At 49.0% G+C, this 14,370-nt stretch carries 12 protein-coding genes and 2 pseudogenes; 9 read left to right on the top strand and 5 right to left on the bottom strand.

The window, feature by feature from the left end; translation table 11 throughout:
• Positions 1-222: 222 nt before the first annotated feature.
• From CLV36_RS13010 to CLV36_RS13020, 3 genes and pseudogenes are all read left to right on the top strand, one after another.
• Positions 223-1,116, top strand: a pseudogene (locus CLV36_RS13010) (3-hydroxyacyl-CoA dehydrogenase family protein); the annotation flags it as partial.
• Complete coding sequence (locus tag CLV36_RS13015; protein WP_106342933.1) at positions 1,113-2,306, top strand: acetate/propionate family kinase; 1,194 nt, start codon at positions 1,113-1,115, stop codon at positions 2,304-2,306. The pseudogene CLV36_RS13010 and the gene CLV36_RS13015, both read left to right, overlap by 4 nt.
• 63 nt (positions 2,307-2,369) lie before the next feature.
• Positions 2,370-3,554, top strand: a complete 1,185-nt coding sequence (locus CLV36_RS13020) for a pyridoxal phosphate-dependent aminotransferase (protein ID WP_106342934.1) — start codon at positions 2,370-2,372, stop codon at positions 3,552-3,554.
• Between the two features lie 55 nt (positions 3,555-3,609).
• On the opposite strand, the gene lexA is transcribed toward CLV36_RS13020, so the two are convergent.
• Complete coding sequence (gene lexA / locus CLV36_RS13025) at positions 3,610-4,233, bottom strand: transcriptional repressor LexA (RefSeq protein ID WP_102992415.1); 624 nt, start codon at positions 4,231-4,233, stop codon at positions 3,610-3,612.
• A 138-nt stretch (positions 4,234-4,371) separates the two neighbouring features.
• Positions 4,372-5,448, bottom strand: a complete 1,077-nt coding sequence (locus tag CLV36_RS13030) for a tyrosine-type recombinase/integrase (protein ID WP_106342935.1) — start codon at positions 5,446-5,448, stop codon at positions 4,372-4,374.
• 212 nt (positions 5,449-5,660) lie between these two features.
• Between CLV36_RS13030 and CLV36_RS13035 the strand changes: the two genes are divergently transcribed.
• Positions 5,661-6,437 carry a hypothetical protein gene (locus CLV36_RS13035; protein WP_146130642.1) on the top strand — a complete coding sequence of 259 codons (777 nt, stop codon included), beginning with the start codon at positions 5,661-5,663 and terminating at the stop codon, positions 6,435-6,437.
• Between the two features lie 66 nt (positions 6,438-6,503).
• On the opposite strand, the gene CLV36_RS13040 is transcribed toward CLV36_RS13035, so the two are convergent.
• The gene (locus tag CLV36_RS13040; protein ID WP_106342937.1) at positions 6,504-7,007 is read right to left on the bottom strand and encodes a GNAT family N-acetyltransferase; all 504 of its coding nucleotides are present in this window, start codon (positions 7,005-7,007) and stop codon (positions 6,504-6,506) included.
• A gap of 250 nt (positions 7,008-7,257) precedes the next feature.
• Here CLV36_RS13040 and CLV36_RS13045 point away from each other — a divergent pair, with 250 nt between their 5' ends.
• Positions 7,258-8,997, top strand: coding sequence for an AAA family ATPase (locus CLV36_RS13045; protein ID WP_106342938.1), 1,740 nt, complete (start codon positions 7,258-7,260; stop codon positions 8,995-8,997).
• Entirely contained in the window at positions 8,994-10,184 is a 1,191-nt protein-coding gene (locus CLV36_RS13050; protein WP_106342939.1) for an McrC family protein, read from the top strand. The genes CLV36_RS13045 and CLV36_RS13050 overlap by 4 nt, the downstream gene beginning before the upstream one ends.
• A 59-nt stretch (positions 10,185-10,243) precedes the next feature.
• On the opposite strand, the gene trhO is transcribed toward CLV36_RS13050, so the two are convergent.
• Positions 10,244-11,146, bottom strand: a complete 903-nt coding sequence (gene trhO, locus CLV36_RS13055) for an oxygen-dependent tRNA uridine(34) hydroxylase TrhO (RefSeq protein ID WP_106342940.1) — start codon at positions 11,144-11,146, stop codon at positions 10,244-10,246.
• Between the two features lie 217 nt (positions 11,147-11,363).
• Here trhO and CLV36_RS13065 point away from each other — a divergent pair, with 217 nt between their 5' ends.
• From CLV36_RS13065 to CLV36_RS13075, 3 genes and pseudogenes are all read left to right on the top strand, one after another.
• Positions 11,364-11,705 (top strand): hypothetical protein, encoded by a 342-nt coding sequence (locus CLV36_RS13065; RefSeq protein WP_106342942.1) that lies wholly within the window; start codon positions 11,364-11,366, stop codon positions 11,703-11,705.
• A gap of 86 nt (positions 11,706-11,791) precedes the next feature.
• Complete coding sequence (locus CLV36_RS13070) at positions 11,792-12,934, top strand: serine hydrolase (RefSeq protein ID WP_106342943.1); 1,143 nt, start codon at positions 11,792-11,794, stop codon at positions 12,932-12,934.
• Positions 12,935-13,014: 80 nt separating this feature from the next.
• Positions 13,015-13,331, top strand: a pseudogene (locus CLV36_RS13075) (antibiotic biosynthesis monooxygenase family protein).
• 85 nt (positions 13,332-13,416) lie between these two features.
• Here CLV36_RS13075 and CLV36_RS13080 read toward each other — a convergent pair.
• Positions 13,417-14,340, bottom strand: a complete 924-nt coding sequence (locus CLV36_RS13080) for a DMT family transporter (protein WP_102992424.1) — start codon at positions 14,338-14,340, stop codon at positions 13,417-13,419.
• Positions 14,341-14,370: the final 30 nt, after the last annotated feature.

Below are 14,370 nucleotides of genomic sequence, written 5' to 3' on the forward strand. Positions count from 1 at the left end.
ATCGTTATCAAGGCTTTTTTGCATTGTCCATGAATCCTTTCCGCAGGGGCATATATTTTGGATAAGGATGGAGCAACCTAGAGGGAGAGATAGAGAGAAGGGATGTAATTATATACATATAACAGGAAAAAGTACTTTTTTAGATAGTTTTTCGGAAATTGTTAACGATATGACGGCGAGAACCTGCTACAATAGACAAGGTTATTTAAGCGAAAGGAGCAAGAACTCGTGGCAAATATTCAGCACATCGCCGTGATCGGCGGCGGAACCATGGGACAAGGCATCGCCGAGCTCTTGGCATCCAAGGGAATTGAAACAACGGTGATTGAGAGAAATGATGAACTGGCGAAAGACGCTTATCATCATATTGAAATGAGTTTGGATAAAAAATTGGCAAAATGGGGCATTACGCCAGCCGAGAAAAAGATGACGCTGTCCCGGATTCACGCAACGGCAGATACGGAGGCCCTCAAACAGGTTGATTTCGTAATTGAATCGGTGGTGGAAGACCTCGACGCCAAATTGGAATTGTTTGCTCTGTGCGACCGGTTGTGTCGACCAGAAGTGATCCTGGCCAGCAACACGTCGACTCTTAGTTTGACCGAGATCGCTGCTGCGACGGAACGGCCAGATAAAGTGATCGGTCTGCATTTTGTGCATCCCGTGCCAAAGACCCCGTTGGTGGAAGTTGTGCGGGGATTGAAAACTTCGCAAGAGACGGTACAAACGGTGGTCGACTTGTTGGCGCAAATGGAAATGACCGGGATCGAGGTGTATGAATCACCCGGTTTTGTGACGACCCGCTTGATCTGTCTGTTGATCAATGAGGCAGTGTACACATTGATGGAAGGGGTGGCTAGCGCCTACGATATCGACCGGGCGATGAAAGCGTACCAATTCCAGTACGGCCCGTTGGAGATGGTGGATCGCTTCGGATTGGATTCTGTGCTGGCGGCGCTGGAACGCCTATACCGTGAATTTGGCGACACCAAATATCGCCCGGCTCCGCTGTTGAAAAAAATGGTGCGCGCTGGCCATTTGGGCGTGAAAACAGGTGAAGGATTCTTCCAATACAGCGAAGACGGCGAACGGATCATGAAGGAGGGCCAGGCATGAAGATATTGGTGATCAACTGCGGAAGTTCCTCGATTAAATACCAATTGTTTGATATGACTGATGAGTCCGTATTGGCGACGGGATTGGTTGAGAAGATTGGTACTGAATCAGCGATGATCAAACATGAAGTTCCTGGTGCGGAAGAAAAGGTGCTAATCAGCGAGATCCTCGACCATCGCGTGGGCATGAAAAAAGTGTTGGACTTGTTGATGGACAAAGAAGAAGGCGTCATTCAAAGTGCGGATGAAGTGGCAGCCGTGGGCCATCGCGTCGTGCACGGTGGGGAGTTCTTTTCTAGTTCCGTCGTAATCGACAGCCAAGTGCGGCAAGCGATCCGCCAGACGATTGATCTGGCTCCACTCCACAATCCCCCCAACTTATTGGGAATCGACGCGGCTCAAGCGCAACTGCCTCACGCTACCCATGTGGCGGTATTTGATACGGCATTCCATCAGACGATGCCTGATTATGCCTATATGTATGCTTTGCCTCGGATTCTATATCAAAAATACAAAGTGCGTCGGTACGGTTTCCATGGCACTTCGCACAAATACGTGTCGCAACGGGCGGCGGAATTCCTTGGCAAGCCGCTGGCCGATCTTAAAATCATTTCTTGCCACATCGGTAACGGTGCGAGCATCACTGCCGTTCAGGGCGGGAAATCAGTGGATACCAGCATGGGCATGACCCCGCTTGAAGGCTTGATGATGGGCACGCGCTCGGGGGATATCGACCCAGCCATTGTACCGTTTGTGATCGCTAAAGAAGAATTGACCATCGGTGAAGTAAGTTCGATGATGAACAAGCACAGCGGCCTGTTGGGCGTGTCAGGCATCTCTTCGGACATGCGCGAAGTGACGGAAGCGATGTTTGATGGCAACAGCCAAGCCAAGCTGGCGATTGATATGTACATCTATAAGATCAAAAAAGTGATCGGCTCTTATGTGGCTGCGATGGATGGATTGGATGTGTTGCTTTTCACCGCAGGTGTAGGGGAAAACGCCTCATTGATTCGCGAACGGGTATGTGAAGGGCTGAGCTTCTTCGGTATTGAGATCGACAAAGAAGAAAACGCGATCCGCAAAAAAGAGGAACGCCGCATCAGCACACCGGCTTCCAAAGTGGAAGTGTTGGTGATTCCGACCAACGAAGAACTGATGATCGCCCGCGAGACAAAAGAACTGGTCTAAGCCTGTTCAACCATGATAAGATGATGTGGATGGGATCTTGTTTTGAAGAGGGAGGTTCTCACGTTGAAATTATCCAAACGCGTCCAACAATTGGCCCCATCCCCAACACTCGCCATCACTGCCAAAGCCAAAGCATTGAAACAAGCTGGCCATGATGTGATCGGCTTGGGTGCGGGTGAGCCTGACTTCAACACACCCGTACATATCCTGCAAGCGGCCGAGGAAGCGATGCACAAAGGGTTGACGAAATACACGCCTTCCAGTGGTGTGGTTGAGCTGAAACAGGCGATTATCGAGAAATTTAAACGAGATAATGGTCTGACCTATGAGCCGAATCAAATCATCGTGACGGTCGGTGCGAAGCATGCCTTGTACAACTTGTTCCAAGCTTTGTTGGATGAAGGGGATGAAGTGATCATTCCTGCTCCATACTGGGTGAGCTACCTTGAACAGGTGAAGCTGGCCGGAGGGGTGCCGGTGGTTGTAGAAGGCAAAGAAGAAAATCAGTTCAAAATCACTCCTGCTCAATTGGAAGCGGCTGTCTCTGATCGAACCAAGGCGTTGTTGCTCAACAGCCCGTCCAATCCAACCGGCATGTTGTACACCGCAGAGGAATTGCGCGCAATCGGGGAAGTGTGCGTAAAACATGATATCCTCGTGGTGTCGGACGAAATTTATGAGCATTTGATCTACGGCGATGAAAAGCATGTGAGCATAGCTAGTTTGAGCGATGAGCTGTATCAACGAACCGTGATCATCAATGGGGTGTCAAAAACGTATTCGATGACCGGCTGGCGGATTGGCTATGCGGCGGGACCGGCAGAGCTGATCAAAGCGATGTCAGGCCTGTCTGATCATAGCACCTCCAACCCGACATCCATCGCGCAATATGCAGCTATTGCCGCACTCCAAGGCACACATGAACCGGTGGCGGAAATGAAGCGGGCATTCAAAGAGCGCCGCGATTATGTGGTGCGTCGCGTGAATGCGATCCCCGGATTCCATTGCCAAATGCCGGCGGGGGCGTTTTACGCTTTTATCAACATCCGCGAGGCATTGAACCATTCCGGCAAGTATGCAAACCCTGACGAATGGTCTGCTGCGTTGTTGGAAAAAGCATTGGTTGCCGTGGTTCCAGGCTCCGGCTTCGGCTCGAATGACCATATCCGGATCTCCTACGCGACTTCCATGGAGCAGTTGGAGCAAGCGCTTGACCGCATCGAAAAGTTTGTAAAAGATCAGGCGTAAAGCAAAAAAGCACTGGTGATGAATTGATCACCAGTGCTTTTCTTATAGTCAAGGTTTACATCACTTCGCGGATCAAGCTGATCACTTTGCCCAAGATGGTGACTTCTGGCAAACGAATAGGTTCAAGCTGGTCGTTTTCCGGTTGTAGGCGAATGTGATCTGGTTCCCGGAAGAAGCGCTTGACGGTCGCTTCCCCGTCTGGGGTCATGGCGACAACGATATCGCCATTGTTGGCCGTCGGTTGCTGGCGCACGACCACGTGGTCTCCATCAAGGATGCCGGCGTTAATCATGCTTTCGCCCCGCACTGATAACAGGAAAACGGTCTGTTCATCACCGACGAGGCGGCGTGGCAAGGGATAATAGTCTTCAATATTTTCAATCGCGGTGATCGGTTCACCCGCGGTTACTTTGCCGACGATAGGGACAAAAACGGTGTCCACTTGGGCTTTAGTAGGCAACTCAGCCCGTTTAAGTAATTCGATAGCGCGTGGTTTTGTCGGATCGCGCCGAATATAACCTTTTTTTTCTAACCGCGCCAGATGACCGTGGACGGTGGAGCTGGAAGCGAGGCCAACTGCTTCGCCAATTTCTCGCACTGAAGGCGGATATCCTTTTTCGAGTACGTTTTTTTGTATGTAGTTAAGAATGGCCTGCTGGCGTGGAGAAAGTTTGCTCATGTTTTTCATCTCCCCTGATTGTAAGCGTTCACGAGCCTTTTTTATCTTATTCTTAGTATACATGAAGAAAGAAAAAAGAACAAACATTTGGTAGAATGTTTGTTCTTGAATTGGTATTAAATCGCCTGAAACCACTGATCACAGCATTCGATCCAACCGATCTAGCGCGTCATCTTTTTCGGTGTTGATGACGTGGGTATAGATTTGGGTGGTCTGGATGCTAGAATGGCCCAAAATCTCCTGCACCACACGCAAATTTTCGCCGTTGGAGAGGAGCAAAGTAGCTAGCGTGTGGCGCAATTTGTGAGGAGAGATATTGGCGGCTTTGGGTGGAAGATTGGCTTCGCGCACGTATTTCTTGATGATTTCGGAAATGCCTTTGCGGCTGATCCGTTGATAATTTTTATTGAGGAACAAGGCGTATTGGTGTTCTGGCGGTACCGGATCTTTGGGCCGCCGTTCCAAGTAGGCTTTGAGAGCGTCCATAGCATTGCCGTTTAATTTCAACATGCGCTCTTTGCCGCCTTTGCCGATGATAATGATGCGGTACACCTGCCCATCCGTTTGAATGCTATTCAGATTCAGGTTAATCAACTCGGAAACGCGCATGCCAGTGTTTAAAAACATCAGGATGATGGCGAGATCTCGCGTTTCAATCCAATTGGGGCTTTTGGTGTTTTTCTTTTGGTGGTAGTGATGGACTGCTTGGATGAGCCTGAGTGCTTCCTCCTTGGTCAGAAATACTGGCACTTTGGAGCGGGCGCGTGATTTGAGCGTCGCATCCTCATATTCTTCCATCGGGTCGCGGTCGAGAACATGGGATTTCACCAGAAACCGGAACAGCGAGCGGAGGGATGCGCGTTTGCGCTGTTTGCCGCTGCGCGAGTTTTCGCGGAAATGCGTGCGTTCTACCCAGACTTCTTTCATTTCTCCCGTAATGGGATCTTTTTTCTTCATTTTGATATGTACGGTGCGCTCATACCCGTTTTCAATATGACGGAAAAACCGTTTAAGGGTCATGGCGTCGACTTGGTAGATGGTTTTGCCGCGCGTAGTTAAAAAATCAAAGAAAAGCGCAAAGTCATAAGCATAATTGGCTATCGTTTGTTTAGATCGGTCGGCGCTGATCATTTCTAGGAAGAAATCTTGCACCTCTTCTGGAAATTGGCCTACGATTCGATTTATGCTTTCTGGTAGTTTGCGCGACACTATCATGGTGGTTCACCCCCCTGGCAAGTACATATGTTAGCGATCAGGCCAGCATGACGGAAACAACATGTCCGCAAGCCGGATATGGCGTGAAAGGGCGATCAACCATTCCCATTTTACCATGTTTTTCATCAGCGGGAGGGACAAAGGGTGGGTTTTTCTCCCTGTTCATGTTATGATGCAAGATGTCAGCAATCCTTGTGAAAGGGGTGCCTTTCTTGCTCATAAAACGATGGGCGTTGTTGTTGTCATTGGCGGTAGTGGGATTGACTGGTTGCAGTTCGTTTTCGTTTGGGGACGGAACGTCAACTGCTCCGGGACAAGCGACGAAACAGATTGTCGGGATTGTGGAAAAAGCGGAGCGGGCTTTGCAAGAAAATCCGCAGAATACATACCGCTTGGAGGGAAAAGGGTTTTATGCGACAGTGGTGGCTGATTTCGCTCAAAACAAGATGCATATTTCCGGTTTAGATGAAGGCATGCAAATTCCCTTGAAAGGGTATGTCAGTGGGAATGATGTCTTTGAGAAATTGATGGTGACATCGGAAGCGAAATGGTATTCTTATGCGGCCATGGACTTGCCTTACATCGTGCAAATCTATCCACTTCCCGGTTATCTTCCGCATCTGCCCCGATACTTGGCTTATACCAAAAAATATTCAGGCGATATCGAATTGACGGATGATGGGAACGTCTTCCGCTTGGAGTGGAAGGCACCGGAACCTGAACGGCTAGCCTTGCAAGAGCGCTTACGGAAGCTGGAGGCATACAGTCTATTTCCCAATGAGGAAAATCCAGTTCCAACCGATATCGAATTGATGGAGATGCGCCAAAAGTTGACAATAGACAAGAAGACATATCAAGTGAAAGAAATTTGGATGGAAACTTATTATCCCGAGAATAAAATCGACATGAAGATGACATGGAAAAAAGCAGGTGCGAACCAAGTAGACGTGCCGGACAACGTCAAGAGCGAGGCCAAACAAATTAAATAGGATAGTTGAGCAAGGCTCTTACTTTTAGGTAAGAGCCTTTGTCATAAAACTAGCAGACAAACAGCCTTAACAAGCTACAAAGCCCAACTTGGTGTTGATTGCGAGCATGGGCTTGTTCATATGGGCGACTCGGGTTTCCACCCGTTGCACGCCTTTGGCCAAGCAGATGTGAAGCAAATGCTGTTTTAAGATCGTAGCCATTCCGGTGCCCCGGTATGCTTTGGACACGACTGTCAGCCCAGTGTGGGCGCACGTTCCATCAATGGCCAGCGTGCTTAGCGCGATCCACTTTTGGCCATGTGAGATGAGCAAAGTCGTTTCCCTGTGTGGCCAGTAAGAGGTTGGATAAATGCGTGTGACAAAGTCTTCATAACTCTCAAACTCTCCGCTCCGACATCCGGGGTCATCCAACACCCCTTCACGCACTAAGGGATAGAGGGCGCGTCTGGTCATTTCGTTGTCTCCCGCCTGCGCGAGCGTGAAGAGATGGTATGGCGGTTCAAGCGGTTTTGGAGAGATTGTGGTAGCATCAATAGTGGTCAGATCGAGGGAAAGATGAATGAATGACATGACAAGCCTCCTGTGACAAGATGTTTCATGCCTGGTTGTCAAATGGTTTATATTCCACCGACCGTTCAGTTTGATCGTATCGGCTTTAATTTGTTATGGCAAGGATCATTGTATCCGTTGACATGGTATACCCCGCCATATGTTTCAAAGACGGGTGGTTCTTTATTTGAGCAAGGAGTTGTTTTAATTTAAAATGTTCTTGCTAACTCATATGAGATCATTGAGAAACGGATGGGAGAGTTGAGGCAGGATGAGCGCACAGCATCGTGGACGGAACGTGGAAGCGGAGTGCGAGTTGCGAATCTATCCGTCTCCGCCAGAAGAGTGGAGGCAGGTGTGGTTGGTGGAGTCGCCCACTTTTGTAGAGGAGCCCGTTGAAAGAAAAATCAGCCGCTTGTCAATTGCGAAGCCTGGCTCCGACCCGATAATCCAACAGATACAATCCGGTGACCTGCTTGTATGCCATACCCGCGGCACAAAGCATCAAATCATGGAAGTGTTGTTGTTGGTAGACGAGCCCCCCCAAAGCGGCCGTCCGGTGACAGTGTACATAAAACAGTTTGAAGAGCATCCACCTGTGTTGTTGGATGCATTGATCGCCGCTTGTGCGGAATGCACCAATCCGCCGGCTGGCGGCACGTATCTCATCCCCGCTGATGTTTTGCACAGGATTCGTACCGTACAACCGGAGGTGAGCATGCTATTTGCGCGCCCCCGCCACTGGGTATTTCAATGCAATCCCCGCTTGTATGATTTGAAACAAGCGGTGCGGCGAAATCATTTGAAGACGTGGAAAGTGACGGCGCATAAGCAACGTATCAAAAAGGGCGACAAGGTGATCATGTGGATGACGGGGAGTGAAGCGGGATGTTACGCCCTGGCAACGGTGCGGACAGAGGTGTTCAAAGGATGGGGGGAGATGGTGGAAGCGGACTATTTTCATGCGGATGACTTGCCGGAATCGTGGGACCGATGTGAAATAGAGATTGACTTAGATTTGACCGCAACCCCCATTTTGCGGAAGACGACGGAAGCAGATCCGGAATTGGCGGGGTTGAAAGTGGGCATGCAAGGGACTAACTTTCAGGCGACCCCTGCACAATACCAACAACTCTTGCGGCTGGCTTTGTCTGAGCGGAGAGGGATGATGGCAAAGGCCGCCCCTCGTTACAGCTTGGCCGATTTTTGTGCGGACACTGGCTATGCTGAACAAGAAGTAAATCGTTGGCTTCGTGCTATCCAGCGCAAAGGCCAAGTAATTTTTGGAGGGCCTCCGGGCACAGGCAAAACATATGTCGCTGAGCGCTTGGCCCGTTTGCTTACGAGCGAGGGGAATGGCTTTTATGAGATGGTGCAGTTTCATCCCAACTATGCATATGAAGATTTCATCCAAGGGATTCGCCCGGTGGTGACGGAGGAGGGCAAGCAAAAGGTTGAGCTGGTTCCGGGGCGCTTCTTGGAATTTTGTGAGCGGGCCCGGTGTTGTGGTGGTACATGTGTGATGGTCATTGATGAAATTAATCGTGCTCATCTGCCCCGCGTGCTAGGGGAGCTTATGCTCACTTTGGAATATAGGGAAATCGAAATCCCGTTGGCTGGTGGAAACCGATTTTCCATCCCGAAAGGTGTGCGGCTGATCGGCACGATGAATACGGCTGACCGTTCCATCGCGCTGTTGGATGTGGCCTTGCGCCGGCGGTTCGCTTTTATTCGATTGTCGCCACAGTATGAACAGCTGCGCCGATTCCACCACCTCCGGGATAATGACGTTGAAGGGCTGATTCTATTGTTACAGGAAATCAATGAGCGTGTGGGCGATCCTTCTTTCGCGCTTGGAATTTCTTATTTTATGGTGGAGAATCTAGCCGAGGAATTGGAAGAGATATGGAAATGGGAAGTTGAACCCTACTTGGAGGACGTGTTGTTTGATCAACCGGACTCAGCCGCATCGTACTGCTGGGAACGGGTGAAAGGGCGCCTCCTTCCATGAGCGTCGTGCAATGGCTGGAGCTGGAGGAGGAAATCGTTTGTGAATTTGGAAATGAGGAGTTGCCGCCGGAAGTGGGGGAGGAGATTTGCCGACGGTACTCCCGGTGGTTGGATGTCGAATTTCCATCTCCTAAAACAAACAATCGCTGGCGAATCCGAGCGAAAGGATGGGTCGGCTATATGCCGCTTGCGGGGGGACGGGGCATATATGTGCGGCCCAAGGTTCCGGTAACCAATTTGTTTCAGATGATGGAGGTGGCCTATGATCTGATAAGCTTGCGTCTCTTTGAAGGCCGAGCCGTGGTAGCTTCTTTGCCAGGCTTTTATGAGCGGGTGGTGGAGTCGCTGGCTGTCCGAGTGTTGCGGCGGGCGCGACAGGGATTTTATCAGGCATATGTGGCTAGAGAAGAAGTTTTGCCATACATCAGGGGACGTTGGCGAGCGGGGGACTACCCGCGTCATCCAGCTAGGCCGGGGTTCGCATGTGCGTTTGAAGAAATGGTTGTAGACAACGAGGAGAATCAAATCATTCTGTGGACGTTGCATCACGTGATGAAGAGTGGCTATTGTCAACGGCCTGAGGTATTATCCGCTGTGCGCAAAGCGTATCAAGCTATGGAGGCAGGCGTTTCTTTGAGGCGGTATACGGCAGCGGATTGCGCGAATCGAAATTATCACCGGCTGAATCGTGATTACGCGCCGATGCATACATTATGCCAGTTTTTGTTGGATACATCAGGCCCTTCGCATGTGCGTGGTGATCGCATTTTTACTCCGTTTGCCCTTAACATGCCCCGTTTATACGAACGGTTTGTGACGGAGTGGTTGAAACGGAATCTACCTGAGCAGTTTCAATTGGTCGCGCAAGAGGCGGCATCCATTTCTTCCAAGCGGACATGGGTGATGGATGCGCTTATTTATCGACGCGAACCGTGGACTGCCCATTGGTTGGTTGATCTTAAGTACAAGCGGGATCGTGAACCAAAGAATGCCGACTTGTTTCAATTGACGGCCTATGCCGCTGCCAAAGGATGCAAAGAAGCGGTGCTCGTCTATCCGGGCAGGGCGCGGACGGCCAAGCTGGCGGTGGGAGTGAGCGGCATTCAGGTTCGCGTGTTGAATTTCCCGCTAGATGGCGACTTAGATCAAGCCGGTAACCAATTTATGCGAGCGCTGAGCGAAGGATGAGCGCGCATATATAAACGGCCTCTTCCCATATTGAGAAGAGGCCGTTTTGGTGTACTAGTTTACGCTTCGTATTTGATCATGTCTTGCTCCACGCATTCTTTGGAGCAGTATCCTTGATGAATTTCTTCACATGCATCACAACAAAGGTGTTGTTTGTGGCACATGTCGTATTCGCAGTTGATGTAACGGTCTGTCGGATTGCCACAGTGATAGCATTTCCCGACAACGGTTTCCTCCACTTGGTTGATCGGCACCGAAATCCGTTCGTCAAAGACATAGCACTTGCCATCCCACAGTTGCCCTTTGACTTCGGGGTCTTTGCCGTAGGTGACAATGCCCCCATCCAATTGGTAGACATCTTTGAAGCCTTCTTCCAGCATGAAGGCTGTCAATTTTTCACAGCGAATGCCGCCCGTGCAGTAAGTGAGGATGGTTTTGTCTTTGTAATCTTTTAAGTTGTTGCGAATCCATTCTGGGAATTCACGGGTGGTGTTCACGTCAGGGCGGATGGCGCCGCGGAAGTGGCCCAAGTCGTATTCATAATTATTGCGCCCATCTATGACAATCACATCGTCACGCTGCAACATGTTGTAAAATTCTTTCGGTGTCAAGCGTTTGCCTGTTTTTTGGTAAGGTTTCACGTCTTTTTTCAGCCGCCAGGTCACCAATTCTTTCTTCGGGCGCACAAACAGCTTTTTAAAGGCATGTTTATGATATTCGTCCACTTTAAACGGCATGTCGTGGAACAGTGGATGGGCGTGCATATACTCCATGTACCGTTTCGTTTGTTCGACGGTGCCGGACAGTGTGCCGTTAATCCCTTCTGATGCGATAAGGATGCGTCCTTTTACTCCTAACTCTTGGCAAAAGGCCCGATGTTCATCTGCGAAAGCGATGGGATCCTTGATTTCAACATATTTATAATATAAGAGAATGCGATAATCGTTTTGTGGTGTGGTCATGTTTGATCCACCTGCTTCCTTTCCATGATTCCTGAGAAAACAACCTGCCTAATAGTATACAACAGAATGTCAAGATCGCCAAACTTGCCAGGCAAGCGCACATACAGGTTTGCGCTTGTCGTTAAAAAGGAAAATAGTACTATGCTCAGTTTGTTAAGGTCTATTGCAGCGTGGTAGGCTTGCGGGAAGGGATACCTTAAGAGGGGGGCATAGTGCAATGGAACTCATAGAAATTATGTTTAACTCCTTTTTTTGGATATGGTTTGGTATCATCGGATTGATTATTTGGATGAATGTGAGGAAGAACAAAAAGAAAAAGCGGAAAAGACAGCATGGTGGCCGCGCCTATTACTCTTCTTCATCTAGTCCGACGCCTTTTTTCCTGTTTGATACTGATGATCAGGATGACAAAAACGATCACCACCATGATGGCCATTCCGGCAGTGATTACAGCGATGGTGGGAGTAATTGCAGTAGCAACAGTTGTAGTAGCAGTAGTTGCAGTAGTAGCAGCAGTTGCAGTAGCAGCAGCTGTGGCGGTAGCAGTAGCGGCATCTGAGGTTGCCTAGTCACCAGAGGGGGAGCTTTTCCCCCTTTTCTCTGCGAGATATAATTACGATATATTGCGAATGGAGTGAAACAACGTTGAGAAAGGTTTGGCATCTGTGTTTAACCGTTTCTTTGCTTGTCACCGTGGCGTTTGCAAACATAGCTCAAGCGGCGAGCCATGCGATCAAGGAAGAGGATGGCGCTCGTCAAATCTTGCAATTCATCAAAAAAAATCCTCACAAATCTTCGTTGGTAGTTTCATATAATGGAAAGGATGTGGTCAAGCACCGTTCATCCAAGCTGATGCCTTTAGCTAGCACTGTTAAAATCATTGTTGCCGTTACTTACGCTAAACAAGCTGCAAAAGGAAAAATCAACCCCAATGAGCGGATTCCTTTAACCGAATTGGACAAATATGCGATCCCGGGTTTAGATGGCGGTGCTCAAGCACAATGGTTGCAACATTTAAAAGATAACAACTTAATCATCAACGGAACGGTTCCGTTGGAAGAAGTGGCCAAAGGCATGATTGGTTTCAGCTCGAATGCCAATACCGAATATCTGATGGAGCGGCTGTCGATTAATCAAATTAACCAAACGTTAAGAGAGTTGGGATTAAACAAGCATCAACCCATTTATCCGTTCTACTCATCTCTTTTGATTCCGTATGAAATTTGGAAAACGTATTATTCAGATCAGTCCATCCAAGACGCCATGCCTAAAATCAAAAGGCAAATGCGTAGAATGTCATTGCAAGAGCATCGTCGTTGGGCTGAGAAGGTCTTTGCCCAACTCATGCATGATCGGGATCAAAGGTATATAAAAGAAGCGGATATCGCTTCTTGGTATGATATCGAGTTGGACCGTATGTTTTCAGACCGATTTATTTCATCTACTACAAGTGAATATGTTTCGGTGATGAAAAAGCTTAACAACCGCTCATATTATTCGAAGAAAACATACAAGCATTTGATTCCGGTGATGGAGCAGATAATGGAAATCCCAGGAAACAAAGAATGGCTCTCACACGCTGGATTAAAAGGCGGATCTACTTTGTACATCTTGACACAGGCTTTTTACGCCACTGATAAACAAGGAAACAAAACAGCGCTAGCGATCTTTTTCAACAACTTGACTCCAGAGGAGAATAGCCAATTGCAAGCCAATTTGAATGAATTTGATTTGAGGGTGATGACAGAGCCTCAGTTTAGAAAAGAGTTGAAAACGCTCAAATCGTAGTACTGGTGGCTGAGCATGTGTAAAGCTTGAATAAGAATATTCATGGTTCATCATACACCATGGAGAAAGGAATTAGCAGGATGACTCACTCGTCAAATCGACCAACCCCGCCATATTATGCTGTGATCTTCACCTCAGTCCGCACGGAAGGAGAAGATCAGGGTTATGGGAAAATGGCCGAACAAATGGTGGAACTCGCCAAACAACAACCAGGATTTCTAGGGGTTGAAAGCGTCCGGGATGCTAACGGATTTGGAATTACGGTGTCTTATTGGGAATCGAATCATGGAAAGGTCATGCAGCGCATCAGATTGCACAAGAGCGAGGCAAGGCCGAGTGGTATGCGAACTACACTGTTCGCGTGGCCAAAGTGGAGCGGGAGTATGGGATGGAGTAGAACGGAAGTGAAGAATAAAAAGGTTGCAAGTCACATTAAAAACATAGACTAGTTTGCTTTGCAGACTATTTCACAAAAAGAAACATCAGGGATGTTCCCCGATGTTTCTTTTTTCAAATGAGAGGATAAATACCGTTGCCACGATGCAACAGGTTCCCAGCCATTCAACCCAGCCAAACGGGACATGAAGCCAAATGACTGCCAACACGACGGCCGTCAGCGGTTCCGCACTGGCGAGAATGCTCGTTTCAGCTGGCCGAATGTATTTTAAGCTTTCCAAATAACAAGTGAAAGCGATCAATGTACCGAAAATGATGATGAACGCGATGGAGAGAAGAGCCGGAACAGTGATCTGCCCCTCGATGTCCCACGGTGCGTGGACGAAGGAAAAGCCCACGCCGCCGATCACCATACCCCAGCCAATGATGAGGGGAGTTCCCCACTGGGCGAGCAAAGATGCCGGTTGGATCGTGTAAAAGGCCAACGCGATGGCAGAACCAACTCCCCAAAACAGTGCGGCTTGCGAAATGGAAAGTTGTCCGAGATCGCCGCCCGTGATCAAAAGTAGCGTGCCTGTGAAAGAGAGGATCACCGCAATAAATTCCGCGAAGCCGGGCCGTTTTTTGCTTCGCACCGCAAGAAAAAGAACCACAAGGGTGGGAGCCAAGTATTGAAGCACAGTGGCGGTAGCGGCGTTGGAGGCATGAATAGCCGCAAAATAGGTGTATTGTACGCCCAATAAGCCGGCAAGGCCAAACAAAAGCAACCGCAGGCGATCATGGCGCTGTTTCCAGATTGACCAAATGCGAACCTCTGGCTTATTGATCGCCAGCAAAGAAAGAAGTAAAACACCCGAGATCAGTAGGCGGATCACTACCAACCACTCAGGAGAGACGCGGGCCGACTCGAACAAATCTTGCGCCACGGCACCTGAGATACCCCACAAGCTGGCGGCGATCAAAACCAAGCCGTAACCTTTGACCCGTTGATAACGGTTGCGTGTTTTCATATTGTTGTCACCTCGGCTTATCGCCATATG

The organism is Laceyella sediminis (assembly GCF_003003125.1).
In the GTDB taxonomy this organism is placed as follows: Bacteria; Bacillota; Bacilli; order Thermoactinomycetales; family Thermoactinomycetaceae; genus Laceyella; species Laceyella tengchongensis.

Coding starts and splice junctions, on each gene's coding strand:
- CLV36_RS13065 (WP_106342942.1), top strand. CDS start 11,364: ATGGAACTCATAGAAATTATGTTTAACTCCTTTTTTTGGATATGGTTT.
- CLV36_RS13080 (WP_102992424.1), bottom strand. CDS start 14,340: ATGAAAACACGCAACCGTTATCAACGGGTCAAAGGTTACGGCTTGGTT.
- trhO (WP_106342940.1), bottom strand. CDS start 11,146: ATGACCACACCACAAAACGATTATCGCATTCTCTTATATTATAAATAT.
- CLV36_RS13045 (WP_106342938.1), top strand. CDS start 7,258: ATGAGCGCACAGCATCGTGGACGGAACGTGGAAGCGGAGTGCGAGTTG.
- CLV36_RS13015 (WP_106342933.1), top strand. CDS start 1,113: ATGAAGATATTGGTGATCAACTGCGGAAGTTCCTCGATTAAATACCAA.
- lexA (WP_102992415.1), bottom strand. CDS start 4,233: ATGAGCAAACTTTCTCCACGCCAGCAGGCCATTCTTAACTACATACAA.
- CLV36_RS13050 (WP_106342939.1), top strand. CDS start 8,994: ATGAGCGTCGTGCAATGGCTGGAGCTGGAGGAGGAAATCGTTTGTGAA.
- CLV36_RS13030 (WP_106342935.1), bottom strand. CDS start 5,448: ATGATAGTGTCGCGCAAACTACCAGAAAGCATAAATCGAATCGTAGGC.
- CLV36_RS13040 (WP_106342937.1), bottom strand. CDS start 7,007: ATGTCATTCATTCATCTTTCCCTCGATCTGACCACTATTGATGCTACC.